Raw genomic sequence first — 25,979 nt, 5'->3', positions numbered from 1 at the left:
TATCCCTCCATCAGATAATTATTAGTTCTTTATGAGCAAGGGTTATGATTTCGCATCCCCCTTCTTTGACTATAACCGTATCTTCTATACGTATACCTCCCCAACCCGGAAAATATATACCCGGTTCAATAGTGACCACCATATTCTCTGCCAGCACCTCTTCGCTGCGAGAAGAAACCCTGGGTTGCTCGTGCACCTCCAGTCCCACTCCATGACCGGTACCGTGTATAAAATATGAGGCTAAATCGTGTTTTCCCAGGTACTCTCTTACTGCCTGGTCAATTTCTTGGCATTTGGCTCCAGCCCTGACCAAAGAGACCCCTAATAATTGTGCCTCTAATAAACAAGCATATCTTTGGCAAAACAATTTGGATATTTTCCCAAAACCTATAGTCCTGGTCATATCCCCGGCATAGGCCTGATAGAACCCTCCGAAATCCAGGGTTAGCATATCTCCGCTTACCAGAGCCCTGTCACCGGGATGTCCATGCGGCAAGGCCGCATTTTCTCCGGCAACAGCGATAGTATCAAAAGATTCACGGTCACAGCCTTGCAAACGAAGCTGATAAGCTATTTCCGCCGCGGCCTGTCTTTCAGTCATACCGATTTGCAGCTTATTGATCAATAACGCAAAAACCTGGTCCCCTATCCGTGCTGCCTGGCGGAGATGCTCCAATTCATCCTGGTCTTTTACCAGGCGAAGATCTTCGACTATATTGTTCACCGGCATTATTACTCCAGGAAGTGCTTGTTCGATGTGCCGGTAATCTGTATAACTCAAGGCCGCGCCTTCGACTCCTAATATGCCAGTATGCGAACAGATCCTGGCCAATTGTTCCAGGCTGCCGGGTTTCTCCTCCACCAGTTCCCAACCGGGGCATTCGGAGGCTGCCTGCTGAAAATACCGAGAATCGGTTAATATGTATCCCTGTCCTTTTAATATTAATAACCGGGCATCACTGCCCCCGGAGAAACCAGACAAATACCTGATGTTTTCTGGTTTGGAGACTAAAAAGGCCCCCAGTCCTCGCTGTTCTAAACTTGCCAACAGTTTGTCCAGCCGCTGATTCATTAATTATCCCCCAAAATCATATTCCCTGCAATATGGACGTTTAAATAGCAGTTATTAATTCACCAGTTCGCTGGCGGCTATAAGGGCCAGTTTGTAGCTGGTTTTGCCAAAACCGAAAATTCCGCCGGTGCCACCGGAGATATAAAGGAATGATGGCGATATTCTTCTCGTTGGTATATATTGCTGAGATGTACTTCAATCACTGGAATCTCTGCAGACTTTAGAGAGTCATGTATTGCTATGCTGTAATGTGTCAGGGCTCCGGCATTGATAATTAATGCCGCGTAGGAAGCACTGGCTTCCTGAATTTTGTCAACCAGTATCCCTTCATGATTGGATTGAAAAAAATCTAGTTTAAGCCCCAGCTTTTCTGCCAGCGCATCCAGCTCTTCATTAATATCATCCAGACTGGTTTCACCATATACCGCCGGTTCCCTTCTGCCTAAAAGATTTAAATTAGGTCCGTTTAATACCAGAATTCTCTTCATTCACAAAGTCCCCTCTCTATTCTCCGGCAACACTTAATGACTTAACGCGGACCGTGGGCGCCCCCCGGGCTCCGAAGAAGCGCAGGTCATTGCCCAGTGCGTCTATATCACGGAATAGTTCTCCCAGGTTGCCGGCAATGGTTATACCGCGTACCGGATGGGCAAGACGGCCTTTTTCTATCACAATTCCGGTCGCTCCTACTGAGAAATCACCGGAAATGGGATTAGCGGTATGCATACCTATTACATCCGTAACATACAAACCCTGTTCAACTTCCCCGATTATATCCTGGGGATTTATATCTCCCGGTGACAGAATAAAATTACTTACCCCCACTGAAGGAAGTCCGCGGAAAGAACCGCGCTGGCCGTTGCCGGTTGATTGAATCCCATCCTTGCTGGCAGTATAAGTATCATGTAAAAAGCTTTTTAATACCCCTTTTTCTATCACCAGTGTTTTCTGCCCTAAAACCCCCTCCCCATCAAAGGGGAAACTGCCGATGCCCGCTTCCAGCGTAGAATCATCAACCACCGAAAAAAGCGGTGAAGCCACGCTATCACCTAGCCGCCCTGCAAAAAGAGATTTTCCTTTTTGCACCGCCTCCGCATCTACCATTTGCGCCAACAGTCCCATAAAACGTGTGAAAACATTCGATTCCATCACACAAGGCATATGTGCAGAAGCAATAGAACGGGCATTGAGACTTCTCAAAGCACGATCACTGGCCTCAGTGGCTGCTTCAACCGGGTTCAGGTCACGGAAATGTTTTTTTATCATCATGGCAAAACCGTTCTGGGCATCATTCTCTTCAGCAGCTACCAGCGATACATAAATACCGCATATATTGGCCCGAGCGGAAGCATAAAGGCCGTTGCTGTTCATAATCAGACAGGTGTAATCACTATCTTCAAACCCGGCCCGTTCAACAATTTTAATACGGGCATCCCGCGAACGTGCCTCACGTTCAATAGTGCGCGCCAACTCGATTTTAGTCTCCAGGCTGGCCTCCTGTATCTCCCGATCGAAAAGCTCCATACCCGGATAGCTGTATCCGCCCCGGGGCAGCACATTATATTCGTCCTTTTCAGCGTAGCTGCAAATACTTATAGCATCTTCTACAGTCTGCATCAGGCCTGGTCTGATAAATCGCTGGTATAGGCGAATCCCAATCGTCCGTCACGCAAAACCCTTAATCCCAAACCGGTTTCTTCCGCTTCTTTAAGCGTTTCTATCTGGTCATTTGCCACTTCTAAATTTAAAACCTGATCGTGCAGCAAATAGGCTTCAGCCTCTACGCCCTTTCGTCTGGCCGCTTCCAGGACTTTTTCTCCCGCTGTTCTCAAAACCTCTTCTATCGTTCCCATAACAGCCTCCATTCGTTGGTTATGCCAAATCTTAATGCAGGGGGGTATCTATGTCTATTACATCCTCTTAATAACCGGGTGGCGGTTCTGGCTGCCCGCTGCCATGCCTCCCACCGTCATTTCCTTAATGCGAATAGTCGGCTGCGCATCGGAAACCGATACCCCTTGACCTTCTTTCCCGCATACGCCAATGCCAAAGCCCAGATCCTTCCCGACCCGGTCAATATTGGCCAGGCTGCCGGACCATTTCCCGTCAGAGTCGCTCCCCGAACCGGGTATTTTAACTCCCCGTTTTCTATAATGTAGGCCTCCTGCACATCGAAAACAAAATCGCCATTGGTGGTGTTAACCTGTCCGCCTCCCATTTTCTTAACGAAAAGGCCTTTTTCCGTAGAACGGATTATATCATCCGGTTCATCCGGCCCTGGAGCGATAAAAGTATTGCTCATTCTGGGTACCGGTTTATGCTGGTAGGATTCGCGGCGTCCGTTGCCGGTGAGTTCCTGGTTGTCACGAGCCGCAGTTAATCTGTCATACATGTACTGTTTTAATTCGCCGTTTTCTATCAAAACCGTTCTCTGCCCCACTGTGGCTTCATCATCAAATACAAAGGAACCGTATTTGCCTTCCAGGGTGGCATCGTCTATAACTGTAACCCCAGGCGCGGCTACCATTTGTCCCAGGCGGTCACGATATACCGAAAGGCCTTTCTGCACTAAATCAGCCTCCAGTCCATGGCCGCAAGCCTCGTGAACCATGGTTCCTCCAGCATCCGACGAAATAACGACCGGCATCTTTCCTGCCGGAGCAGGCCGGGCATCCAACATATTCACCGCCAGTTGAGCCGCTTTTTTTCCCAGTTCCGGAAAATCCACCTGTTCAAGCAGCTCCCAGCCGCATACCCCGCCGACAGACTCAAACCCGGTCTGAATTATGCCTTCCCTGGATGCCACAACATTAATCGCCAGTCTTACTCGACTGCGCTGATCTTCTATAAGTTCTCCTTCACTGTTGGCGATTTGAACATGTTTAAAGAGATCCCCTGCCACTACCGTAACCTGCCGGATTTCCTTGCTTATATCCCGGGCAGCCTGATTGGCCTGTAAAACCGTTTCAATCTTTTCATCAAAGGCAATACTGGCAGGTAAACGCTTGCATTCCATCTGGTATGGCGCCAGCTTTTTTTGCAGGGATATAATAGCCTGCTTATTACCATCTTCTGCAGCAACATGTGCCGCCCGCTTTCCCGCCTCTAATAACCCCTGCTCAGAGAGGTCGTTGGTATAGATATATGAAGTTCTGCCGTCCTTGACAGCTCTGATGCCCGCCCCTTGCTCACGTCCGCTGAAAACTTTATCAATACGGTCTTCTTCGCAGACGATATTGCTGACCTGTTTTTCTTCAACATATATTTCCGCAAAGTCCGCGCCTTTTTTTTAAAGCCTCGTCCAATACCCTCGTCAACAACGATTTATCCAGCATTAAATTCACCTTTCTTCCTATTTCGCAGCAATTTAAATAATATACTAGTTTCTAATTTGCCCTTTGATAAGATAACTTAGTCTTTATGAGCATAATTAATAAATTCCCACCCAGCAATCTTATTTTCTCTGCCATGGAACAAAAATCCTGCATACCAAAAGAGGACAGCCTTGGCTGTCCCGAACCATAATAATGACTTTCATAATCAATTGTCGTACTGAAAGACTGCTTCTTGGAAAAAACAGTCACAGAGTACAACCATGTCAAGCAATAAAAAGAATCTGCTGCTATTTTATTAAAACCTATATTCCGAAGGGATTATCCTTACCCGCACCAGGCTGAACTTTTTCCAGTTCGGCTTTAAAACCTGGCAGTGAAAAGTTATCATAGAACGTTGTCAGGTTCAGACTCATGGCTATTTCATTGATCACCGGCGCAGGAATGGCAGGAACCGCAGATGCTTCCTCACCCTCTGCACCCACGGACACAGGTGCCGCAGCAGGAGCAGGGCTGTAAATCATTTGGGCATTTTCTATACGGTACAACCGTGGAGCTTTTTCAATCTTCAAAAGATAGGAAAGTAAGTCAAAATACGATCCCCGCAGTGATAACTGTATTTTTACCTGCTGCAGAGACGCTTCGACATCCGTACCGGCTGCGGCTGCCGCAGCGGGCTGCAGGCTTATGTTTTCTGCTTTTACGTGGCATTCTGCAGCAATTTGGTCCAGGAAAGACAGGACCTCGGGAAGCATGCTCTCATCAGGAACCTTTACGGCTAATTCATTGTAGTCCTTCTGCAATTGCTCCCACTGCTTATCGATTCCGCTGTTCGATTTCATATTGTTTTTATACAGTTCCAATTCATTCTTCATTGTCTGGTTCTCGGTATAGACGGTATTGATTTCAGCGGTTACAGGTGCGTACAGATAGGTATAAAATAAATAAACGATAGCAACTATAAAAAGACCCAGCAGCATAATTTTTTCTCGCAAAGACATTTTCATTGGTGTGCCGCCCTCCAATCAGCTTGAATATTGAAGGTAATCGGGCTGGCAGGATCACTGCCGCCAGTGGCTGTGGCACTGGATATATCCTTGATCCATGAACTGGCCCGCAGTCCTGATAAAAACCTAGCCGCTTCTTGTTTGCTGCTGGCTGTTCCGTTTATGGTCAATTTGCCATTTTCAATATTAAGCTGGGTAAAACAAACCCCTTCCGGTACGGTTTTTTGTATTTCCTCCAGAAAATCTATATATGAGATTCGCTTTTTATCAAATTCCTCTATATTATGAATACGATCTTTTATCTGCTTTTGAACTTCTCTTTGATTATCAGCGGCTACTTCTATTTGTTGATATTTCATCAGGCGGTTTTTAAGATCCCGATTAAGATTTTTTTCCGCCGCCAGCCGGTTGACAGCCACAGCGTACATGCCGCCCATTATGCCGGTAAAAGCTATTATCAACAACAAAGCTGCTATTATTGCCGTCTGTTTTCGGGTTCCGGACCGGTCTACTTCCAGCAGGTTAATTTCAATACGACGTGCCGTTTCCATTAGATCACCCCCCTGGCAGCTAATCCCAGGGCTACCGCATAATCATACTTCAATTCTTTTCTGACCGTATCATCGATATTATCGGGGATCTCAACCCGCCTCAGCGAATCAAAAATAGATACCGGGCAGTTAATTCCTTCGCTTAAAGCCTGATCCAACCCTTTAAGCTGCGCTCCGCCGCCGCACAGCCACAAGTTATTAATAGTCTCGGATTTTTGCATATTATAATATTCCATGGCCCGGGCTAGTTCAGCGATCATATCCCTGACCAGATACTGGTGTTCTCCCGAAGAACCTATTTCGATAGATTGCAGACCTGTAAAAGGAGTGTCCTGCCCATGCAGATAGCTCTGGGCAAAAGCTGAACAACCAAAGGAAAGGTGACGATTGAAAATCAAAGCTTCACCTTTAAAAACGGAAAAGGTTGAACGGGATGCGCCAACATTTACGAAAACTTGTTGTTCGGATGGGTCTCTGGATGACAAACGATGCAGGGCCAGTGGTTCTATTTCCACGGCAGCCAATTTGAGCCCGGCTATTTCACAAGCCAGGCGCAGATTTTCTACCTGCAGCTTGCGTACCGCCACAAAAAACACTTCTACCTTTTTACCTTCTTCATCTTCAAAATACTGCAGCGGAGAAATATCTATGGCGGCTTCATCTATAGGTATGGGAAGAAAAGTGCTGGACTCATAGCGAACTGCGGTCTTTAATTCCCGTGATTTCATACGTGGCATGACAAAATTGCGGATATAGACCTGGGGACCAGCTACAACTGAAACGACTGGCTGTTTGCTCAATTTCATATCATCAACCAGTTCACCCAATCGTTCCCCCAGTCGTTCGGGATCCTGTATCATACCAGCTTCAACTGAACCCGGGGGAGAAAATTTGCATCCATAATCAACCAGCTTTACTCCCTGACCACCCCGTTTAATCCGAACTAATTTAATTTTCTTATTACCGATATCGAGTCCAATACCAGGCGCCCGTGAAAATATCAAAGGTACACCCCTCCTCAGAATGATATTAGTAACAAAATTGCCGATGATTTAACCATTTTCCAATATGGCCATTGCCTGCAATCATGGGTGGTTAAGACATAGGAAATGATAATGAATAAAACTGGCAGTATGGAAACTTTATGTTCAAAGGCTAAGCCTTCTCATAATAGTAAATATTATACCATGTTGATATTTTTTCTGAATAATCAATCTAAATTTTATTTAAAAGATATTCGTTTTTCAGGCAGGAAAGAACGGGCTGGCTTAATAAAGGTCCAGAGTCTGTATTAATTAACAAACTTATAGGAAATGATTTTTCCATGATCCAGAAAAGTACGGGACTGAAACAACGCATTACCGCCGGCATCCATCTTATAATGGTTAATAAAACTGTATTTTACCCGAACGTTTATTACTTTCCTGGTGTTCTTATAAACACCACTTGAATTGAACTCATAGACACCGTAGTCGGCCCCGCTATCTACTAATTTAGCCCCGGGTTCCGGTATGGTAAAATTTACTTGATCCGCAGCATTGCCTATATCTACAGGCACAACAACGGCCTGCAAGGGCTTAAGGGGCAAACTCTCTTGGTTCTGGGCGGCAAGCAAATTGGCTGATATTTTTTCACAAGCCCAGGCTGCACCTCCATCAGCAGCCTGCTGGGCCTGCATAATCTCCAATGAATTATGTTCTATCCGGCGGTCAAAATAGGCGACTTGCAGGAGACTGATAAGAAGAATACTGATTATGAAGGACAGGATCATAAGTAACGGCACTATGTATCCCTGCTGATTCATCTTCATATGCCAGGCCCCCATTATAACTTTCCTGTTCATATAACTGGCCCAATTCCAGCAGGGTAATAGATAAATTGAGTTCTATTAAATTCCATACTCTGATTAATCCATAAATATCTATGTATTCAACCTGGGGGTTATGGCGGTTACAAATTTGTAATACTCTGAACCGCGATAAAATGACAGACTCATTTCAAGCATATTGCCCTTTATCTGGAATTTAATGCTGTCAGCATTCTCTGCTATAGGGGACTTAACAGCACCATAACGGTAAAACTGTTCGCCTTCCATATAATAGAGGACTGTCTCATTTTCACTGTTAATCAGTTTTAATATATACCCTCCTGAAATCACTTCAAATTTCTTGGCCCCCAGAAGGTCATACTCAATCATGCGCAAAGAACTGCGGGCGGAATCATGCAGATCCATTTGCGCTTGTTTTTGAACTGAAGAAATACAAACCATATGAAATATACCCAGCAGAATAGCAATGATAACCGCATCCAGCGCCAGGCTAAGCAAGAATTCTACGAGAGTATTTCCGCATTCATCTCTCATTATTTTAGTCATTCTTTCGCACCAGGGTCTGCAATTTAAGCAGAGGCCAATTATCTCCGTCACCAGCCTGTACCCTGATATAATAAACAGAACTCAAGGCTTCCTCTTTCTTCACCTCAATTACAGCTGGAATGCCTTCAGGATTAGCCAGCATCAATTGTGACAAAAGAATCGGTTTGTCAAAATCTAATACATCAGCCTCTGCCCTTATGGCTTCCAGGATGGAAAAAGCATAGTGTCCGACCTTAAACCCCCTGCCGGCCTGCTGAGTCCAATCAGCAGCCGCTACGCTTATAGAAAGCACCAGGCAGGCAATTAAACATACAATAGCCAGCGCTGCCATGGTTTCCATAAGGCTGAACCCGGCTGATTCTTTAATAATTTCTCTTGTCGAACAACATATTCTCATTATGCATTTATTTTTCCTTATTCTTTTTATATAGTGTTTTTTTCTTTATGGAGTAACTTTTTCCCTCCTATTTTCTATTAATTTATCTCCCAAAAATTACTACATATAACCCAATTATGAGCGCATATTCGCGAACTTTTGACCCAAATATTCTTTGTGTATCAAAGCCAAACGATATATTTTCTTAATAACGCACTTTCGTTTATTATTAGGTCTCAGCATATATTAAATTATTTTATAAAAAATATTGGTGATTTTTCGAATATTTTTATTCTATTTGTCGGTTAATTAAACTATCAGAATATTAGGGTTTTTATGGTACAATTGGCTTATGGTTCTATAACCAACTTGTCTTAACCCTAGCCGCCAATCATCATTTTAGACCGGTTTGAATAAGCTGTATTAGATTATAATATTGTTTTTTTCATACCGTCTGCACCCCTATCCATATGTTTGGGGGAGTGAAGAATGTGAAAATATTTCCGTTGACAAAAGTAATTACCAATAAAGGTATGAGATCATTTAAGGCTGAAAATAATGCCCGCGCCTTTGTTTTTATTAACCGATTACATTTTTCAAATAGTAAGGGCGCAGCCATGTTATTCGTTTTGGGAATATTATTTTTGGCAGTGTTTGTTGCAGGAATCCTTTTGCAAAATTCAACAAACTACCATGCGCTAAGCAAGCAATTCGATGTCCATTCACAAACCCGCTACCTGGCTAGAAGTGCCTTGGACGCAATTATTGAGGATTGGCGCAATAACGATCTAATGGGCACCAATACTTCGGTTTCTTTTGATAAAGTTTATCTTGATTCTTCTTCAATACCTCCTACAGACCCCAATACTACATGGAAACCGTTTTCTTTTTCATTACCCGCTAAAAATGGTGGCAGAATAGAAGCAAAGATTGATTATAATTCATCCTCTGACCCTGATCCTAATCTAAAAAACACCTATACCATTACGGTTACTGCATATAAACCTGTTGGCAATACAGAAAGCAAGTATACCTTAAAAGCCAATTCATCCAAATATATTAATATGATTAACGGAAATGAAATACCAACATCCATTGATCCCAACAGATGGTTTACAATACAATCTTCTCCCAGTCGGGCATATTTTGTTAGGGGAAATTCTCAGTCAGCAAACGGTAAAACCGTATATCCCCATCCAGAATTGCCAGGAGCTACAGTAGTGTTCAATCCGGACCCGAATACAATTGAGTTAAAAAGTGATGAAGACTGTATAGGATACGGCGCTAAGGCAATCTTCTTTAATAAGACCGTAGATCTTGACTCCGGTTTTACCCAAAATGCCTTGGGCCTGGTAGCAGAAACCGTAGTTTTCAACCAGGACCTTTATCTTAGAGATGATATATTATATGAAGTTTTAACTGGTACCTGGATACATGTTAGCACGGGTATTTTGGCTCTTTTTGTGCCTGACGGCTATGGGATTCCGGGGCAGAATCTAGATGTGGCTTCAGGCCGTCCAAGCTGGGCTTCATCGTATCCTTCACTATGGCCTACAGGCACTACTTACGCCGATAAAGTTGACCCCAATGGCACATACGGTCTGGTTCAGTTCAGAGGAAATGTCTATATCGATTCAAGCCTGAGTAATAATCATAGTAATCGAAGTTTCTATTTTAAAAAGAATGTTATCAATGGTCAGCAACAACCACTTAATATAAGCAGCTTATTAAATCAAAACAGCCAACCCAACCGTGACCCTTCTATTCCAAATTTTAATTGGATTTTCCCTAATTATCCCACTCACCAACAGGTTTTCGAGCACTATATAAATCAAGGTTTGTTGATACCTGTTAATCCAGCTTCACCTGATGCAGGGATTATTTTGCCGCGTAGTACAGTGGAGTTTAATATAAAAGATAATTAACTTTATCTCCAGGAAAGCGGGGAAAATATTGTTAGCCGACAAAAAGACATTATCAACCGAAAAAGGTATAACCCTCATCGAAATAATAGTCTCCGTGTCTTTGATAGCTCTAATTATAATAGCTATTTTGCCAGCCATTACACATAGTTTTATAGTCATTAAAAAGACTAAAGACAACTTGGTTGAGCATTTCTTTGCTCAGCGTTATGTCGAGATAATAGCTTCCACTACTGAACAATGCTTGTTGGCTGACGGAACTACTATTCCCATTATAAATGGCCAATTTCCTTTGCGTATCTCAGGTGGTACCGCACGGAATATTGTAGGAGGGTATGTTAAAAGAAACGATGTTTTAAACTTTCTAGCAGGGATTCCTCATATAAGTATCAATCCCTACCGTTTAAATGAAGGCTACCTTCCTGAAAATTATGCAGCAGGTCCTCCCTATGCCCTAAGACGCAGTATTAATATTACCGGGTATAACACCCATTTTCGAACCGGCTTAACTAGTTTTAGGCTTGTAGACTTTAATAGCAATAACATCAGCGGGTGTACACTATCGATTAACAGCCGCACCAGCGCCAGGTTAGATATTCCTTTAAACTTGCTGAGCTCAAACAGCCCCTACGTTATAGAACTGCAAACTGGAACAGAAAAGGTAAATGCTATACTTTTGATTCTTCTGCCTGACCGAATGGCTATCGGTAAAGATCCCCTCACAAACTTGAACCGCATTATTATATCATCGGAGAATCCTTCATACTGGATTATGAGGACCCCTCCAAGCCCGGGTACCGTATTATTAAAAGATATTCTATTTTACAATGACAGCGATGACCCTCTGCAAAACTCAAAATATTTGGCAGCGGGTTCGTCTGGAAAAATATTTTTTCTCAAGCATGGTTTGCCCTGGCAACAGGCGGTAACCAATTGCACACAAAATCTTAATCACATCTGTTGGTCCCAAGTCCAAAAGATGTTTGTTGCTGTAGGAGACCAGGGTACAATCCTCACCGCTTCTTATTCGGCAGACTATTGGATTCCGCGTTCATCTGGCGTAAATACAGACCTTAAAAATGTTGTATGGGATGATATCAACAATCAGTTTATAGCTATTGGGCAGAGGGGGACTATAATCAGTTCTACAGACGGTATTCACTGGGTAAATCAGGTTGATGAGTTTACGGACCAAGATGATATTCGCTCCCGGCTTCAGCCCGTACTTTGGTTAGATGCCGCCCAGGGCCTGCAAACAGGTAATGACATACACAGCGGGGGCGGCAATATTACTGACGGACAAAAGGTCCAACGTTGGCTTGATTTAAGCAACTATCATAATAACGCTACCGTTAAAAGAGAACCATTCAAAGAATATGACGCTATGGGCAATCTGACTAATACCACTTATTATGGGCCAGAACTTGAACCAGGGTTCAATCCAGGCATAAAATTTGATGAATATGATGACCATTTAATGATTACTAATACACTTGCCCCAGGAAATTCAGGTCGTTCCATTTTTATTGTTACAAAGAACAATAATGATACAAGTGAACAAAAACGTTTTTATATTGCTGTTAAACTATAATGATCCCTCTATCTTAACCGGATCTTCTTTTAGAATTACCCCTGAAATGCAGGTAAGACTTCAAGGTTATATGAATTTCCGACCTACCGCGCTGCCTCCTAACCAGGAGATGATATCGGATAGCTTGAAACTATTAAGCTTTAAAAATAAAGAGAATGCGAAAATAAAAGACATTCGTGGTTACATCAACGGCAGCATAATAAATCCCAAACCTGACCCGGCGACAGCGGAACAACCTATTAATATACAAGATACTGGCACAGGTATAGGCGCTTCAGGTAATCCCTCAAAAACCGGGCAGTTTTTCAAAGGTACTATCAGTGAAATATTAGTCTGTAATCGTGAAGTTGATTTCAAAACCCGAAAGCAGATTGAAAAATATCTGCTGCATAAATATTCGATTTCTCCTGCAGACCTGCTGGATTCTCTGCAGGGTATTGCATTCTATCAAGATGCTGGCAACAATAATTACCTTCGTATAGTAGGCAATGGCACCATTCGAATTGCGGGAATTGCTGATCAATATGAAAATGAAATTATATCAATGAAATGCAGCGATAACTGGTGGAATTCTTGGAACCAGGCAAGCGATCCAGGTCCGCTTAAATCCGATGAGGAAAATATACGTATTAATAATATTGCATTTTGCGGCAACAAGTTTTTTGCCCCAGCTGATAAGGGATTGCTGTTTTACCAGAACCCAACGGCTACGGAACAATGGAATTGGTATTCTTTGGGTGCAAATTATACCTTAAAGAATATTATTTATAATGGAGCTACCAGTGTTTATACCCTTGTAGGAAATGATTTGTCAAACGGCAAGGGCTTAGTATGGATTTCCAGCGATGGGGCCAGCTGGTCTGCGAAAAACTTGCACGATGGTACTAATATGCCTGTATTGGAAGGCATAGCCGGACAATAATGTCTTCAAAATAATTTATTTTGGATGTGAACAAAATGTTAAAACCTGCATTGAATAATAAAGGTTTTACTTTAATTGAAATAATCGTATCAGTAGCCTTGCTGGCGGTCTTAACCACCTTAGGCTGGAATCTTTTTAATAATATCTATAACAGTAATAAAAAGGCAGAGGAGCAATGGAAAGCCCAAAAAGAATGTCAGGCAGCGGCCCAATATATTACTAATAGTCTGCGAGGTGCTAAATTTGTAGAAATCCGTACGAACCATGATTATTCTGGAAATATCAGCACCGCTCAAATAGATTATTATATTTTTATGGATAGCGGCAGACTTATGTTACAGCAGAATAACGCTGCTCCAATCGCAATAGAAAATATATCCCGATTAACCCAGCTCGAATTTGCTCGTATTCAAGACTCGATTGGAAACGTGGTGGAAAACTGTATTCAGTACCAGGTAGCCTGTGGTTCAAATAACACTGTTATCAGTGCAGTTAAAATGGATAATATGATTCTTGAAAGGGGTAACAATCAGAGTATGGTAGGTTTGTTGCCAGGAAACACTATTCATTTTCGCACTGATGAAGACCTGCAGGCCTCAGCAGTTTCTACCGTAGATTGTTTTATTGCCACTGCCGCCTACGGTTCGCCATTCAGTCCTGCTGTTGGCATTTTACAAGAATTTCGTGACCGCTTTATGTTAGGAAATAAATGGGGACGTTACTTTGTCAATTATTATTACAAATTTTCTCCACCTGCTGCGCAGTTTATTAAAAACAACCCACGGATTAAAATTGTTGTCCGCATTTTTCTATTACCCTTGGTCATCATTGCTTATACTCTTTTACATTATGAATACTTTTTACTTCTCGTAATAGCTGTTTTATGGTTTATCGCAATAAAGTTTCTCTCTTTATTTAAGATTGAATCAATATGATTTATTCTTAATTTCTTAAAATCACCTTTATCAAAATAGAATAGATGATTTAAAAAATTATCTTAAAAATAGAAAATAAGCTTGCAAAATCCTTTCCCCGTACAGGTACGCCAGCCAGCCTCCCAGGGCCAGAAAAGGACCGAACTTGATGGCAGTCTTCCTATCCGCCTTTTTGGTTATTAACAGGTATAGAGCCCATAACCCTCCGGCCAGTGATGACATAACAAAGGCGGCTATAGAGCCTTGCAGCCCTGTAAAAGCTCCGATCATGGCTGCCAGCTTGATGTCCCCTCCGCCCATGCCGCCTCGGGACAATAAAGCAGTCAAAAGCAATATCCCCCCCGAATAACATAAGGCCTAATAAAGCCGAGGATACCCCCACAGTAAAATATGACAAAAACAGTCCCGTGATAATTCCCGGATACGTTATAGCATCAGGTATAATCCCATGGTCCAGGTCAATAAAGGCACATGCAATAAGCAGGGCGCTTAATAGCGCTCCTGCAACGCTTAACCACGACCAGCCGTATTCTATTATTACCAACAAATATAAAACCGCCGTCAGGACTTCCACCAGCGGGTAGCGAAGGCTTATTCTAGCCCGACAATAACGGCATCGGCCTCGCAAGCCCAAATACGACAACACCGGGACCAGGTCCAAAGCCCGCAGGAGGCGGCCGCAGTATGTGCAATGGCTGCCGGGGAAAACAATCGACTCTTCTCGTGGCAGGCGATAAATTACGACATTTAAAAACGAACCGACTGCAACCCGCCTATAAAGGCCAGCACCCCCTGGTACATAACCAAACCTCCCCGCCAAATAAGATTATAATCTCAACTGCCATCCCGCTCATAATACCTGCCAATCAGAGCCACCACCCGGTCTACGTCCGTCTCCTCCAGGTTGTAGTACATGGGCAGTCGCAGCAGCCGCTCGCTTTCCCTGGTAGTATATTTGTCATGGCCGGAAAATCTTCCATAAAGCCTTCCCGCCGGCGAGCTGTGCAAAGGAATATAGTGAAAAACCGCCATTACACCGTTTTCTTGCAGGTATCTTATCAACCTTTGGCGCTCGTTTCCGTCTTTTACCTTTATGAAAAACATATGAGCATTGTGCCGGCATCCTTCCGGTATATGCGGCAATACCAGCCGCCCTTTTTCAGCCAGGGGTTTTAGTCCTTCATAATACCTGCGCCATAATTGCAACCGCCTGGCGTTGATATGGTCGGCTACCTCCAGCTGGGCATACAGGCAGGCAGCATTCAGTTCACTGGGCAGATATGATGACCCGATATCCATCCAGGTATATTTATCCGCCTGGCCGCGAAAGAATTCAGACCGATTGGTACCCTTTTCCCTGATAATTTCGGCCCGCCGCACCAAGCTATCATCATTAATGATCAACAAGCCGCCTTCGCCGCAGTTGTAGTTCTTCGACTCATGGAAGCTATAGCAGCCTAAATGTCCAATTGTTCCGAGGTCTTTTCCCTTATACTCGCTCATCATTCCCTGGGCCGCGTCTTCAATTACCAAAAGGTTGTGCCTTGCGGCAATCTCCATAATCGTGTCCATTTCACAGGCAACGCCGCCGTAATGTACGGGAACAATAGCCCTGGTTTTGCTGGTTATGGCCTCCTCCAGACGTGATTCGTCTATGTTCATGGTATCGGGACGAATGTCAACAAATACAATTATGGCTCCACGCAATACAAACGCATTGGCTGTTGATACAAACGTATATGACGGCATGATTATTTCATCCGCCGGTTGTATGTCAGCCAACAAGGCCGCCATTTCCAGGGCGTGAGTACCGGATGTGGTCAGGAGAGCTTTGCGGCATCCCAGGTGATCCTCAAACCAGGTACTGCACTTACCTGTAAAATCACCGTCTCCTGATATCTTTTTGCGGTTTAGCACCTCTTGTATGTATGCGTTTTCTTTGCCCGTTACCAGGGGCTCGTTGAAGGGCAGCATGCTTCTCCCAGCCTTTCACCCGCAGCTTAGCATCCAATTTTAATGGATCATGTTCCAAACAAACATATACCCGCTATTATCAAGGCTATGCCTGCCATCTTATTGTGGGTTGCTTTCTCATTAAAAAAAATACGGCTTAATAGCAAAATAAAAATATAGCCGGAGGATTCTAAAATGGGGCCATATTTAAGCTCCACCCTGCGAAAAGCTATGATAGTCAATATGGTCGAGATGAACAGGATAATATAGGCGCCGATTACCCAGGGGTTGATATACTCCTGGATATAGTTCGCGCGTTCTTTACCGGCACTGGTCTTGAGCATTACCTGCGCACAGGAGGCTATGAAAACAGAAAACAGGAATATTCCCGTGTATTTATCAAGCATCTTTAAACACCATCATGATCCCTGCTGCTACCAGTACAGCCCCCAGGATATTATTTACGGTAATATTCTCGTGAAAAAACAACACCGCCCACATGAAGGTCCAGATGATTAAGCTGCCCTTGTTGGCATAGGCTACCGACAAATCAAACCTTTTAATAATCTGCTGCCAAATAATAGCGTAAACCCCTATAGCTAAGATTTCTAAACCATAATAGACAAAGAATCCTATAGAAGCCAGGCTGAAGGCAGATGCCTTTTTAGCCGCAATCCCGCCTAGGCTTAAGACAAAAATGGAAAACTGCAGGAATACCACATTTTTAATTTTATCAGCCTGTAAACCTGTCATTATAGTTCCTCCGCCGGAGCGTTTAAACTTGACATAATCGCCTGCCAGGACCTGCTTTGAGCAGATTTATTAATTGCCTCCATCATTTCCAAACCTTCTACAGCTTGCACAGCATCGAAAACATAGGGCGAATTATAATAACCTTTTTCATTAAAATCGATCAAACTATCAGCAATGTCATAGTATAGATTGGCGAAAGCTTCGATAAAACCTGCTGGATGTCCGGCTTTAAAGCGATTGTATCTCAATTCGTCCGCCAAGCAAACGCTCCCGGCTCTATCCAGGATTTCATGTTTCCCCTTAATATCACTAATTATCAGTTCTTCAGGCCGCATCTGAAACCACTCTGCACTTCCGTGGCTGCCGTATACCCTGACCCGCAACCCGTTGCTGTTTCCCAATGCACACTTGCTGTACCATATCTGAGTTCTCAGATTACCTGTGTATCTGGCTATACACATAACATTATCTACTACATTTTGAAAATGTCCGTATGTACTTTGGTCAGCCACAACATCCAGCGGTTTTTCTTCTGATAAAAAATATGTGATATGATGTAAATGCACCCCTAGATCCAGGGAAATCGTAGGTATGCTTCCATCTTCTAAACGCCAATTTTGCGGTTTGGGTATGTGTCCGTTTTTATCCAAACGCGCAAAACCTTCCTGCGGCATTTCTATCTGAATTAGATGCAGGTTGCCAAGCCTGCCATCCTTTATGATTTTTTTAATTCTCGCAACATAGGATAACCGGTGTAATTATATGTCACAGCTAAAAAACCTTTATTATGATTAACTGCTTCACATATATGAACGGCATCATTGTACGTTGCGGCCATAGCCTTTTCACATATGACACCATATCCCAAATGCAATGCCTCAATAACCATTTCCGAATGGTTACTCGTTGGAGTTAAAATGCAAACCGCATCCAGATTATTTTTCTCTTGTTTTAGCATATTCCGCCAATTATCATATACCTTGTCGGGATCAATACCATATTCAACGGCTGTTGCATGGTTAATATCATAGTTCCTGCTGAAACAACCCGCTTCTAATATAAAGCGATTATCAAGCTGAGACGATATTCTATGCGTGTTGCCAACCGCTGAATTAAGACCTCCTCCAATAAAACCCAATTTTAAGACTTTCCTGGGCATTGTTTTTCTCCTTCCCCTCTTATCTGCCCCCAAAACTAACATACCTGTACTCTTATTAATTCGTTCATGACTTCTGTCTTGGTCATCATTTCTTCCATTGAGGCAAATTCCAGAAATACAATACCAAACTTTGCAGTCATTACATCATCAATGATATCTCCCTTTTTGCCCCAGATAAACTTTTCAATAATATTCTTTTTAATAGATGTTTCAAAAGTTATATCTTTCAATTTCCCCTTATGAACTCATAATGCAATGTCTGGTAATAAACCGTCTTGTAGTTGAAGGCATAAGCCCTCCGCAATCCAGCCCCGCAAAGGCCTTTACAATCCAGGAAGGATAATCCACGCCCGCAACATACTCCACCAGCTTAATATACATATCTCCCGGAGCCCTTCGGCATATCTCAATAATCACCGGTTGATCTTCTCTTAAAATAAACTGGATATGAAATATCCCATCCTTTAACCCTAACAGTGATGCTATTTTTTCTGCCTGCCAACACAAATTCGCTTTTACACTTGGGGCAACATTACCGGGTGCAGAGGCTGCCGATACCATATAAGGATTCAGAAAATAATATTCGTTATCCGTAAAATAGAAGTTCACTTTTCCTTTATATAAAAAAGCTGAAAAACCATGGCGGGTTCCATAAATATATTCTTCAACCACTATTCTATGGGCTTTCGAAATGGCGAATGCCTTTTGAACAGCAGGGCAAGCTTCTTCTATACTATTAACAACGGAAATACCTTTACCGCCGGTTAAATCAACCGGTTTAACTATTACAGGAAATGATAATTTCTCTATACTGTCCAATGCTTCCTGCTGACTGCTAAATCCAATGGCCCGGGGACTTGGGATGTTGTTTGCTATAGCAAATTGTCTAAACCGGTCCTTATGGTGTATGATTTCTGCAGTTTTAAAGGAGTCATGTCCGGGTAACCCCAATTTCTCTGCAGCATAGGCGGCTGACAAAGCAGAAAAATCATTGCAGCAGGGGCAAATAGCTGATACATTCAAACTCTGCGCCAATTTATAGACTTTTTTACAATCAGAGTAATCAACACAATAATATTCATCTGCATAAACATGGCCGAGATCTTCGGGTCTATTTCCAGTAGTTATTACAAAATATCCCAACTTTTTTGCTGCTAAAATTAGCGGTATGTCGGCATATCCGCCGCCAACCAGCAGCAGTCTATTATTTAAACCCATGGACAATCCTTTCTCAATATCAATGTTAATTACCCATTAAGAATCAAGGTTGATTTGTTCTTTTATGGCATAAATAGGACGCCTTTTCACTTCATCAAATATCTTGCCTATATATATGCCGAGCAACCCCATACTGGACAACAACAAACCAGCAATAAAATACAGAGACACCATAATACTAGTCCACCCGGGTACGGGAACCTTGAAAATAAGGTATTTTATTATCAAATTGATACCATAAATAAAAGCTATAAGAGATATGCCGAAACCAGTTTTAACAAATATTTTTAACGGTTTGTTGGATTGAGATATTGCAAAATCCAGGGCTAAATTAAAAGACTTTCTAAAATTATAAGAAGACTTGCCGGAATACCGTTTAGAATGATTAACATCTACATAAGCAACCTCATAACCAAGCCAGTAAATAAACAAAGCATGTGAACGGGTACTTTCCTTCATTTCTTTTATTTTGTCTACTATTTTATGGTTGAGAATACTAAAATTAGCCACAGCATTATCAGTCTTTTGTTCTACAAGGTAGTTAAATACCAAATTAAAAATGTTCGAAAAGGCTTTTTTAAAGACTCCGTCTTTTCTTTCATAACGCCTGCCAAAAACTACATCGTAGCCTTCCAATGCCTTGTAGTACAATTTGGAAATCTCCTCCGGCGTATCCTGCAAGTCACAGTCCATTACAATTACCCATTCACCTTGGGCAAAATCAAGCCCTGCAGCTATAGCCTTGTGCTGTCCGAAATTCCTGGTTAGGTTGATGCCCTTTACCTTTGAATCTTTCTGACACAGGTGCCGTATTACTTCCCAATCATTATCTGGACTCCCATCGTTGATAAATATTATTTCATAATCATTAATATTCATATTATTAAAAGTGTGAATGAGCCTTTTATATAATTCCTCAATACATTCACTGCACTTATAGGCAGGGGTTACTACTGAAATATGCATAACATTTACGCCCTTCCTTCAAAACTAACATCAGGAATATTAGTTAAATACCATCCTACGGTTTTTTTCAATCCTTCGCCGAATTCCTCCCGCGCTGTCCAGCCAGTTCCCTTTCAATCTTGCTGGTGTCCAGGGCGTAGCGCCGGTCATGTCCGGGGCGGTCAGCCACAAATGCAATTAAGTCCGCAAACGACTTCAGCCTGTATCTACTGAGTCTTCTTGGTTCAGACTGATCGAGAATTCCGCAGATGCCCCGCACGATATTAAGGTTCTCCCGTTCGTTGCTTGCCCCGATATTGTAAATCTCGCCGGCCCGGCCTCGGTGATAGACCAGGTCGATTGCCCGGCAATGATCCAGGACATACAGCCAATCCCGAACATTGCGGCCGTCCCCGTATACCGGGATTTTTTCTCCCGCCAGGGCCTTGCGGATTATGGTGGGAATAAACTTCTCCCCGTGCTGTTTGGGTCCATAATTGTTGGAGCAGCGGGTGATTACAACGTTCATGCCGTAGGTACGGAAATAGCTCATAACCACCATATCAGCCGCGGTCTTGCTGGCGCTGTAGGGGCTGCTCGGCCTGCACAGGCTCTCCTCGGTAAAATGCCCGACCGGCCCCAGGCTGCCGTATACTTCATCGGTTGAAATATGGTGCAACCGGCATTTTTCATAACCCGGCCTGTATTTTCCCGGGCTTGCCATCCAGTACCATCGTGCCGCCTCCAGCACGGCATAGGTGCCTTCCACATTGGTTTTTATAAATTTGCCCGGTCCGTTAATAGAATTGTCCACATGGGTTTCCGCGGCAAAATGTATTACACCCTGTATATCGTATTGCGCAAACAACCGTATTAACAGTTCCCGCTGCAAACATCGCCTTTTACCAGCTGGTAACGCGGGTTGCCCGCCAGTTCCTTCAAATTATCAGTATTAGCGGCATAGCCTAGTATATCAAGGTTAATAATTCGATAGTCCGGATGTGTTGACATGAAATAGGGGATAAAATTGGAACCGATAAAACCGGCCCCGCCGGTGACCAGGATATATGGTCCCTTTTCCTCTGGCATATTCTTCATTATTGCGCCCTGCCTTCCTGCGTTTTTCCGCCCCAAAACGGCCGGTTCCGGCTGTGGGCTATTTCCAGCAGGTACTTACCGTATTCGTTGTTCTGCATTTTCTCGCCCAGTTTAAGGAGTCCGTTCCGGCTGATATAGCCCATATAGAACGCAATTTCCTCGGGGCAGGCTATTTTGAAACCCTGGCGGTTCTGAATGGTCTCGATGAACTGCGAAGCCTGGATCAGCGCGTCAAAAGTCCCGGTGTCCAGCCAGGCAAAACCTCGCCCCAATACCTCAACCTGAAGCAGGTTTCTTTCAAGGTATGCCCGGTTGATATCGGTTATTTCCAATTCCCCCCGCCAGGAAGGTTTGATTTCCCTGGCAATGTTTACGACCTCATTATCATAGAAATACAGGCCGGTAACCGCATAGTCCGATTTTGGCCGGGCCGGTTTTTCTTCCAGCGAAACGGCCCCGCCTCCTTCATCAAATTCTATTACCCCAAACTGGCGGGGGTCTTTAACCCGGTAGGCAAATACCGTTGCCCCCTGTTTCCTGTCAGCGGCCTGTCTTAACATCGGAGTAAAGGCCTGTCCATAGAATATGTTGTCACCCAGAATCATCGCTACCTGATCGCTGCCAATAAAACGCTCTCCTATTATGAAAGCCTGGGCCAGGCCATCAGGGGAAGGCTGCACCGCGTATGTAAGTTCCAGGCCCCAATCACTCCCGTCCCCAAGCAGCCGCCGGAACTGCGGCGTATCATCAGGGTGGAAATAACCAGGATCTCCCTTATGCCTGCCAGCATCAGCACCGACAGGGGATAATAAACCATCGGCTTGTCATATATAGGCAGCATCTGTTTGGAAACGCAGCGGGTCAGGGGATACAGGCGAGTACCGCTGCCGCCTGCCATGATTATGCCTTTCATCCTAACCTCCCCGGTCAACTTTAAAAATTGCACGTATTACGGTTAATTAAACCGGATTTATGTTATGGCACACCACCCCGGTTTGATCGGTTTTTAAATGATGGAAACAACCTGGACCACCGGTTCGTGCAGGGCTTTAATCCCTTTACAAGTGCCGGTACAGGGTTACCATCTTATATCGTTTTTCAACCTTCATGCCCCTTTGGGCCGCGTATTTTTCTTCTTCTTCTTTGGTTTTCATGGGAAACTGCAGGCTATATTCGGCTCTGCCTTCAGCAAAGAGCCGCTTCAATATTTTAATATAATCCCCCACCGCGTCCTGGCGCTTGCTTTCCGCAAAACGGTAAAAATCCAACACCGGCATCATGTCATTGTAGAGGCGAAAACCGTAGGCAACTCCCCCGGCCACAACCTTCCCGTCCACCTTATCCTTAAGTTCCACCATGGTATCACGGAAATTATAGGTTTGGTTTGTATATACATAACAGGCATCAAGATAAAGGCTGGGAACCAGGATCAATATAAAAGCAATTGCCAACCAGGCTTCCTTCATTTTTCTCTTACCCCAGAAATACAGGGTCACGGTTAAAAAAACCACCACAAATACCGCCAGGTTAATGCGGTTGAAGACTGCCGGCAACACCGCCTGCGCATTGATGATTATGTCAGTATTAAGCTGGACTGGTTTTATAGAACCAAGATGCATAAAAAAAACAAAAAAACACCCGATTACCAGCCAGTAAGCCCTGTACAGCTTACCCCCCCTGGGATTTAAGGCCAGGGTCCGCCGGAAAGCGGGAATATACGAAAAAACGTAGAACAGCTGTATTATGAGCAACGGTTCAATAATAAGGAGTTTGCGGAAATTGAAATCGTTGATGACCACACACTGCAACACCAGAAATAGCAGGAGGTTACACAACAAAACGACCAAAGGCTCCTTTTCCCTGAACGCCCGCTTAACAAGCACCGGCAATGAGACCAGAAATATAAATAAAAGCGCGATGTTCAAGCGAAAAATGTTGGTGGAAAACACGGCCAGAAAGTTCATGAAAAAGTGTTTTAGCAGCGCGAGGTGACCCGTATTCCGCCCAATCAGCCGGTAAGAATACGGCGCGAGACCATTTATGATCTCCGCCCCGCCGCCTAAAACCAGAGACACGAAAGCCGCATAGCCAAAAAGGGCCAGGCCGGCTCCGGCGGCAAAAAAGCCAGGTGCCTCAATACCACCCGTCCGCCCTTGCGCCAGTGCCAGGCCACAACGCTTGCGGCTGCAGCCGCAAATACAAAGGCGTTATACAGGTAGACAAAAAGTACGCATCCCAGGGACAATAACCCCAGAAAAAAAGATGTGCAGGGAGAACCCAGTCTTCCGCGCCGCTCCGCGGCGGCCAGCAAGCAAAGCAACACCGCCAGCGCCAGAATGCGGAAAATAGTAGGTTCAGCAACCCTCCCCGCCACCAAAAAAGGAAAGTCTACCAGCAAATAGCCTATTAGCATCAACATCCAGAGAGATAAAGGCAAACGGCTCCTGGGGCAACGACTAGCCGTTCCGGGTTCCTCCCCTGCCGCCGCGGCCAGCGCAGCATCGCCTCCAACTGTCTCCCCATGCTCCGGCTGGCTGGGCATGGTTTCCCGTTTTTTCCGCCCCCCGGCCAGGACGTACCACAACATAGCGAATATTAGCGCCGAAGCCGCTACTGAGGCCATCCGCAGGCCGTAATAGGTGTTGCCCCAGGTAGCCAGTGTAAAAAATGTCAGCAGGTTCTCCAGTATGTTGTTGTTGACACCAACATCATTTACATAGGGGACTACCCGGTGCGCGTACTCACCGTAATGGTAAAGGTTGAAGGCCGCGTGGTTGTAATACATCTCATCGATGGCGCAGTATTCGGTCACCGCCGGCAGGGGTATGTCGCTGTCCAGGAACAGGGAACGCGAGATGACCAGGACCGCCAGCATCAGGAGAAAAACGCCGCCTTTTTTAATCCTGCAACCTTTCATGCCAGCCCCCTTCTCTTAGATCCAAAGCCACCAGGAGTCCCGGGCAGGGCAGGCCACATTATCCCAGGGCTCTTTCAGGGTTGTCCGGTCTAAAATGTATACGTGGTTGAAGCACTGCTAGTAAATGACGTGCCATTATAATTACAAGATCCTGGAGACAATACGATCCCGTTTGAAACTGTACCAAGAGAATAACCACTTCCTATGTCCTGGTTAGGAACACCCGGAATAGTCTTGAGGTAATGGTTGTTTACAAGTGTACTCATATCTGTAGGCAACGTGCCTTTCTGGTCATAGTACAGTTCCGCCGCGTGGGCTATAAGGTCCAGGTTGTTGTTGTGGGCCTTGGCCTTGGACTCGTTTAAAACCGTTCCTACCTTCGGCACAGCCAGGGCAGCAAGGAGTGCCAGGATAGCCATTACCACTATGAGTTCAATCAGGGTAAATCCCTTTTGTCCTTCATTTCCCTTAATCATATTACGCAGTTTCATCAACATAAAATCTCTCCCCCCATTAAATATTCTCTGTTTATATTTAAACAAATTATTAGGTCTATCACCCCTTTCAAAAAACAGGAGCTTTTGCCTTCATTTTATGCACCTACAGTGCTGGATAGAGAAAATATCGGCAAGAGGGTCGCCACAACTATGCCCCCTATAATCAGGGCCACAAATAGGATAAGAAGCGGTTCGATAACAGCCATTAAGGAGTCTACCATGTACATAATCTCACGGTCGAAATAATCAGCATGCGCGCCAGCATCTCATCCAGCGCCCCGGTTTCCTCACCCACCGCAATCATCTGAATAACCATAGGTTCAAATATGCCGGTGGCCTGCAGGGGAACACTGATGGGTTCGCCTTCGCTTATGCTTTCCCGGGCTTCACGGATAGCCCTGGCGATTACTGCATTGCCAACCACCTGTTCCACTATCTCCAGGGCTTGCAAAACCGGAATGCCAGACCTGACCAGGGTACCCATGGTACGCGCAAACCGGGCTACTCCAATGCGGGACAGGGTTTTTCCAACCACCGGCAGGCGCAGCTTAAGATTATCGTAGAAATAACGGCCGCCGGTGGTTTTTCCAATACGCCTTACCATATAAACAAATACTGCTATCCCCACTAAAAGATAGTGCCAGTCTTGACGCAGGAAATCACTCATGGCCAATAGCGCTTTAGTTGGCCCGGGAAGTTCGGCCCCGCTGCTCTGAAACATATCAACAAAGGTAGGCATAACAAAGGTAATTATCCCTATAACCATAACTATGGCCAGGGTGAGAATAATGCTGGGATAAACGGAGGCAGTCTTTACCTTGGAGGTTATTTCATGCTCCCTTTCCAGGTGTTCGCCCAAACGTTCCAAAACCGGTTCCATAACCCCGCCTAACTCGCCGGCCCTTATCATATTTACGAAAATGGGCGAAAAAACATCGGGATGTTTGTTGACTGCCTGCCAGAGGGCCCGGCCTTCTTCTATATCACCTCTGATTTGTTCCAGGGCATTTTTCAAACGCCGGTTAGCCGCCTGTTCGCTCAAAATAGTAAAGGCACGCAATATCGGCAGACCCGCACTGATCATAGTAGATAACTGGCGTATCATTATCACCAGGTCGCGTACCTGGACTTTTTTAAATCCTATGTTTCCCAGCCTGGGACTGGATTCCTCCACCTTATCCAGAGACAGGATATAAAACTGTTGGTTTATAAGGCTCGCGATTAACGTGCCTTTATCTTCAGCTTCCAGTCGTCCTTTGACGATTTTGCCCTGCCGGTCTCTGACCGTATAAGCGAATTCCAGCTAACTCACCCCCACCGCAATTATAAATTAATCGGTTTGCCTTTTTTGATCTTG

The 25,979-nt window shown here is 44.4% G+C and carries 28 protein-coding genes and 6 pseudogenes; 4 read left to right on the top strand and 30 right to left on the bottom strand.

Translation table 11 applies throughout. The annotated features are described in order from the left end of the window. Positions 1–10: 10 nt before the first annotated feature. The 12 genes and pseudogenes from JCM14374_RS01660 to JCM14374_RS01605 all read right to left on the bottom strand — a co-directional run bounded on the left by JCM14374_RS01660 (position 11) and on the right by JCM14374_RS01605 (position 8,733). Entirely contained in the window at positions 11–1,072 is a 1,062-nt protein-coding gene (locus JCM14374_RS01660; protein ID WP_054692632.1) for a M24 family metallopeptidase, read from the bottom strand. Positions 1,073–1,126: 54 nt separating this feature from the next. Continuing rightward, positions 1,127–1,560, bottom strand: a pseudogene (aroQ, locus tag JCM14374_RS01655) (type II 3-dehydroquinate dehydratase). A 16-nt stretch (positions 1,561–1,576) separates the two neighbouring features. Further along, positions 1,577–2,689 (bottom strand): TldD/PmbA family protein, encoded by a 1,113-nt coding sequence (locus JCM14374_RS01650; protein ID WP_054692630.1) that lies wholly within the window; start codon positions 2,687–2,689, stop codon positions 1,577–1,579. After that, a complete protein-coding gene (locus JCM14374_RS14255; RefSeq protein WP_054692629.1) occupies positions 2,689–2,925 on the bottom strand; it encodes a PmbA/TldA family metallopeptidase in 237 nt (78 codons plus the stop codon). Before JCM14374_RS14255 ends, JCM14374_RS01650 begins: the two co-directional genes overlap by 1 nt. A 116-nt stretch (positions 2,926–3,041) precedes the next feature. Beyond that, a complete protein-coding gene (locus JCM14374_RS01640) occupies positions 3,042–4,088 on the bottom strand; it encodes a TldD/PmbA family protein (protein ID WP_369397263.1) in 1,047 nt (348 codons plus the stop codon). A 120-nt stretch (positions 4,089–4,208) separates the two neighbouring features. Continuing rightward, a pseudogene (locus JCM14374_RS15505) lies at positions 4,209–4,286 on the bottom strand (PmbA/TldA family metallopeptidase); the annotation flags it as partial. 423 nt (positions 4,287–4,709) lie between these two features. After that, positions 4,710–5,411, bottom strand: coding sequence for a type 4a pilus biogenesis protein PilO (locus JCM14374_RS01635; protein WP_054692628.1), 702 nt, complete (start codon positions 5,409–5,411; stop codon positions 4,710–4,712). Continuing rightward, positions 5,408–5,962 (bottom strand): PilN domain-containing protein, encoded by a 555-nt coding sequence (locus JCM14374_RS01630; protein WP_054692625.1) that lies wholly within the window; start codon positions 5,960–5,962, stop codon positions 5,408–5,410. Before JCM14374_RS01630 ends, JCM14374_RS01635 begins: the two co-directional genes overlap by 4 nt. Then, positions 5,962–6,966 (bottom strand): type IV pilus biogenesis protein PilM, encoded by a 1,005-nt coding sequence (pilM, locus tag JCM14374_RS01625; RefSeq protein ID WP_054692621.1) that lies wholly within the window; start codon positions 6,964–6,966, stop codon positions 5,962–5,964. Before pilM ends, JCM14374_RS01630 begins: the two co-directional genes overlap by 1 nt. 287 nt (positions 6,967–7,253) lie before the next feature. After that, a complete protein-coding gene (locus JCM14374_RS01615) occupies positions 7,254–7,772 on the bottom strand; it encodes a hypothetical protein (RefSeq protein WP_054692615.1) in 519 nt (172 codons plus the stop codon). A 111-nt stretch (positions 7,773–7,883) separates the two neighbouring features. Continuing rightward, complete coding sequence (locus tag JCM14374_RS01610) at positions 7,884–8,336, bottom strand: PulJ/GspJ family protein (protein WP_054692612.1); 453 nt, start codon at positions 8,334–8,336, stop codon at positions 7,884–7,886. Further along, positions 8,329–8,733 carry a prepilin-type N-terminal cleavage/methylation domain-containing protein gene (locus tag JCM14374_RS01605; RefSeq protein ID WP_054692609.1) on the bottom strand — a complete coding sequence of 135 codons (405 nt, stop codon included), beginning with the start codon at positions 8,731–8,733 and terminating at the stop codon, positions 8,329–8,331. Before JCM14374_RS01605 ends, JCM14374_RS01610 begins: the two co-directional genes overlap by 8 nt. 470 nt (positions 8,734–9,203) lie before the next feature. Here JCM14374_RS01605 and JCM14374_RS01600 point away from each other — a divergent pair, with 470 nt between their 5' ends. The 4 genes from JCM14374_RS01600 to JCM14374_RS01585 all read left to right on the top strand — a co-directional run bounded on the left by JCM14374_RS01600 (position 9,204) and on the right by JCM14374_RS01585 (position 14,082). Continuing rightward, entirely contained in the window at positions 9,204–10,637 is a 1,434-nt protein-coding gene (locus JCM14374_RS01600; protein ID WP_054692607.1) for a hypothetical protein, read from the top strand. 28 nt (positions 10,638–10,665) lie between these two features. Continuing rightward, positions 10,666–12,225 (top strand): hypothetical protein, encoded by a 1,560-nt coding sequence (locus JCM14374_RS01595; protein ID WP_054692603.1) that lies wholly within the window; start codon positions 10,666–10,668, stop codon positions 12,223–12,225. Positions 12,226–12,295: 70 nt separating this feature from the next. After that, positions 12,296–13,147 (top strand): hypothetical protein, encoded by an 852-nt coding sequence (locus tag JCM14374_RS01590; protein ID WP_172674121.1) that lies wholly within the window; start codon positions 12,296–12,298, stop codon positions 13,145–13,147. A 35-nt stretch (positions 13,148–13,182) separates the two neighbouring features. Further along, on the top strand, positions 13,183–14,082 hold the full coding sequence (locus tag JCM14374_RS01585; RefSeq protein WP_054692588.1) for a PulJ/GspJ family protein: 900 nt from the start codon (positions 13,183–13,185) through the stop codon (positions 14,080–14,082). Between the two features lie 57 nt (positions 14,083–14,139). On the opposite strand, the gene JCM14374_RS15050 is transcribed toward JCM14374_RS01585, so the two are convergent. From JCM14374_RS15050 to JCM14374_RS16010, 18 genes and pseudogenes are all read right to left on the bottom strand, one after another. After that, entirely contained in the window at positions 14,140–14,409 is a 270-nt protein-coding gene (locus JCM14374_RS15050) for a prepilin peptidase (RefSeq protein ID WP_054692585.1), read from the bottom strand. A gap of 79 nt (positions 14,410–14,488) precedes the next feature. Then, positions 14,489–14,902 (bottom strand): annotated as a pseudogene (locus JCM14374_RS15045) (prepilin peptidase); the annotation flags it as partial. Positions 14,903–14,916: 14 nt separating this feature from the next. Beyond that, positions 14,917–16,056 (bottom strand): dTDP-4-amino-4,6-dideoxygalactose transaminase, encoded by a 1,140-nt coding sequence (gene rffA, locus JCM14374_RS01575; protein WP_054692582.1) that lies wholly within the window; start codon positions 16,054–16,056, stop codon positions 14,917–14,919. A gap of 47 nt (positions 16,057–16,103) precedes the next feature. Further along, on the bottom strand, positions 16,104–16,442 hold the full coding sequence (locus JCM14374_RS01570; RefSeq protein WP_054692579.1) for a DMT family transporter: 339 nt from the start codon (positions 16,440–16,442) through the stop codon (positions 16,104–16,106). Beyond that, complete coding sequence (locus JCM14374_RS01565) at positions 16,435–16,788, bottom strand: EamA family transporter (RefSeq protein ID WP_054692576.1); 354 nt, start codon at positions 16,786–16,788, stop codon at positions 16,435–16,437. Before JCM14374_RS01565 ends, JCM14374_RS01570 begins: the two co-directional genes overlap by 8 nt. Then, positions 16,788–17,468, bottom strand: a complete 681-nt coding sequence (locus JCM14374_RS13930) for a Gfo/Idh/MocA family protein (RefSeq protein WP_439646053.1) — start codon at positions 17,466–17,468, stop codon at positions 16,788–16,790. The genes JCM14374_RS01565 and JCM14374_RS13930 overlap by 1 nt, the downstream gene beginning before the upstream one ends. A 35-nt stretch (positions 17,469–17,503) precedes the next feature. After that, positions 17,504–17,947 carry a Gfo/Idh/MocA family protein gene (locus JCM14374_RS13925; protein ID WP_207641561.1) on the bottom strand — a complete coding sequence of 148 codons (444 nt, stop codon included), beginning with the start codon at positions 17,945–17,947 and terminating at the stop codon, positions 17,504–17,506. 35 nt (positions 17,948–17,982) lie between these two features. Then, positions 17,983–18,177 carry a hypothetical protein gene (locus JCM14374_RS13920; protein WP_054692573.1) on the bottom strand — a complete coding sequence of 65 codons (195 nt, stop codon included), beginning with the start codon at positions 18,175–18,177 and terminating at the stop codon, positions 17,983–17,985. Between the two features lie 7 nt (positions 18,178–18,184). Further along, positions 18,185–19,165: an ATP-grasp domain-containing protein gene (locus JCM14374_RS01550; protein ID WP_054692569.1), complete on the bottom strand. Its 981-nt coding sequence runs from the start codon at positions 19,163–19,165 to the stop codon at positions 18,185–18,187. Positions 19,166–19,201: 36 nt separating this feature from the next. Next, positions 19,202–20,131: a glycosyltransferase family 2 protein gene (locus JCM14374_RS01545; RefSeq protein WP_054692566.1), complete on the bottom strand. Its 930-nt coding sequence runs from the start codon at positions 20,129–20,131 to the stop codon at positions 19,202–19,204. Positions 20,132–20,198: 67 nt separating this feature from the next. Next, positions 20,199–21,121 (bottom strand): annotated as a pseudogene (gene rfbB / locus JCM14374_RS01540) (dTDP-glucose 4,6-dehydratase). Positions 21,122–21,207: 86 nt separating this feature from the next. Continuing rightward, positions 21,208–22,121, bottom strand: a pseudogene (gene rfbA / locus JCM14374_RS01535) (glucose-1-phosphate thymidylyltransferase RfbA). Positions 22,122–22,266: 145 nt separating this feature from the next. Beyond that, a complete protein-coding gene (locus tag JCM14374_RS01530; RefSeq protein WP_054692565.1) occupies positions 22,267–23,283 on the bottom strand; it encodes a hypothetical protein in 1,017 nt (338 codons plus the stop codon). Continuing rightward, a complete protein-coding gene (locus JCM14374_RS01525) occupies positions 23,268–24,125 on the bottom strand; it encodes a hypothetical protein (protein ID WP_054692560.1) in 858 nt (285 codons plus the stop codon). The genes JCM14374_RS01530 and JCM14374_RS01525 overlap by 16 nt, the downstream gene beginning before the upstream one ends. 89 nt (positions 24,126–24,214) lie before the next feature. Continuing rightward, a complete protein-coding gene (locus JCM14374_RS01520; RefSeq protein ID WP_054692555.1) occupies positions 24,215–24,622 on the bottom strand; it encodes a competence type IV pilus major pilin ComGC in 408 nt (135 codons plus the stop codon). Between the two features lie 95 nt (positions 24,623–24,717). Further along, positions 24,718–24,849 (bottom strand): hypothetical protein, encoded by a 132-nt coding sequence (locus JCM14374_RS15040; protein WP_278279211.1) that lies wholly within the window; start codon positions 24,847–24,849, stop codon positions 24,718–24,720. After that, a complete protein-coding gene (locus JCM14374_RS01515) occupies positions 24,837–25,796 on the bottom strand; it encodes a type II secretion system F family protein (protein ID WP_054692553.1) in 960 nt (319 codons plus the stop codon). The genes JCM14374_RS15040 and JCM14374_RS01515 overlap by 13 nt, the downstream gene beginning before the upstream one ends. Positions 25,797–25,814: 18 nt before the next feature. Continuing rightward, positions 25,815–25,925: pseudogene (locus JCM14374_RS16010) on the bottom strand (hypothetical protein); the annotation flags it as partial. Between the last annotated feature and the right edge of the window lie 54 nt (positions 25,926–25,979).

This window comes from Syntrophomonas palmitatica JCM 14374 (assembly GCF_001311885.1).
GTDB classification, from domain to species: domain Bacteria; phylum Bacillota; class Syntrophomonadia; order Syntrophomonadales; family Syntrophomonadaceae; genus Syntrophomonas_A; species Syntrophomonas_A palmitatica.
This window is presented reverse-complemented; position numbering and strand designations above follow the sequence as displayed.

Bases quoted from the DNA above. Each gene is read 5' to 3' on its own strand.
- JCM14374_RS01610 (WP_054692612.1), bottom strand. From the start codon at position 8,336: ATGACTAAAATAATGAGAGATGAATGCGGAAATACTCTCGTAGAATTC.
- rffA (WP_054692582.1), bottom strand. From the start codon at position 16,056: ATGCTGCCCTTCAACGAGCCCCTGGTAACGGGCAAAGAAAACGCATAC.
- JCM14374_RS01615 (WP_054692615.1), bottom strand. From the start codon at position 7,772: ATGAAGATGAATCAGCAGGGATACATAGTGCCGTTACTTATGATCCTG.
- JCM14374_RS01570 (WP_054692579.1), bottom strand. From the start codon at position 16,442: ATGCTTGATAAATACACGGGAATATTCCTGTTTTCTGTTTTCATAGCC.
- JCM14374_RS01545 (WP_054692566.1), bottom strand. From the start codon at position 20,131: ATGCATATTTCAGTAGTAACCCCTGCCTATAAGTGCAGTGAATGTATT.
- JCM14374_RS01550 (WP_054692569.1), bottom strand. From the start codon at position 19,165: ATGGGTTTAAATAATAGACTGCTGCTGGTTGGCGGCGGATATGCCGAC.
- JCM14374_RS15040 (WP_278279211.1), bottom strand. From the start codon at position 24,849: ATGTACATGGTAGACTCCTTAATGGCTGTTATCGAACCGCTTCTTATC.
- JCM14374_RS13925 (WP_207641561.1), bottom strand. From the start codon at position 17,947: ATGCCCAGGAAAGTCTTAAAATTGGGTTTTATTGGAGGAGGTCTTAAT.
- JCM14374_RS01565 (WP_054692576.1), bottom strand. From the start codon at position 16,788: ATGACAGGTTTACAGGCTGATAAAATTAAAAATGTGGTATTCCTGCAG.
- JCM14374_RS01605 (WP_054692609.1), bottom strand. From the start codon at position 8,733: ATGAGAATATGTTGTTCGACAAGAGAAATTATTAAAGAATCAGCCGGG.
- JCM14374_RS01590 (WP_172674121.1), top strand. From the start codon at position 12,296: ATGAATTTCCGACCTACCGCGCTGCCTCCTAACCAGGAGATGATATCG.
- JCM14374_RS01660 (WP_054692632.1), bottom strand. From the start codon at position 1,072: ATGAATCAGCGGCTGGACAAACTGTTGGCAAGTTTAGAACAGCGAGGA.
- JCM14374_RS01640 (WP_369397263.1), bottom strand. From the start codon at position 4,088: ATGGAATGCAAGCGTTTACCTGCCAGTATTGCCTTTGATGAAAAGATT.
- JCM14374_RS01630 (WP_054692625.1), bottom strand. From the start codon at position 5,962: ATGGAAACGGCACGTCGTATTGAAATTAACCTGCTGGAAGTAGACCGG.
- JCM14374_RS01650 (WP_054692630.1), bottom strand. From the start codon at position 2,689: ATGCAGACTGTAGAAGATGCTATAAGTATTTGCAGCTACGCTGAAAAG.
- JCM14374_RS01525 (WP_054692560.1), bottom strand. From the start codon at position 24,125: ATGAAAGGTTGCAGGATTAAAAAAGGCGGCGTTTTTCTCCTGATGCTG.
- JCM14374_RS01520 (WP_054692555.1), bottom strand. From the start codon at position 24,622: ATGTTGATGAAACTGCGTAATATGATTAAGGGAAATGAAGGACAAAAG.
- JCM14374_RS01635 (WP_054692628.1), bottom strand. From the start codon at position 5,411: ATGAAAATGTCTTTGCGAGAAAAAATTATGCTGCTGGGTCTTTTTATA.
- JCM14374_RS14255 (WP_054692629.1), bottom strand. From the start codon at position 2,925: ATGGGAACGATAGAAGAGGTTTTGAGAACAGCGGGAGAAAAAGTCCTG.
- JCM14374_RS01585 (WP_054692588.1), top strand. From the start codon at position 13,183: ATGTTAAAACCTGCATTGAATAATAAAGGTTTTACTTTAATTGAAATA.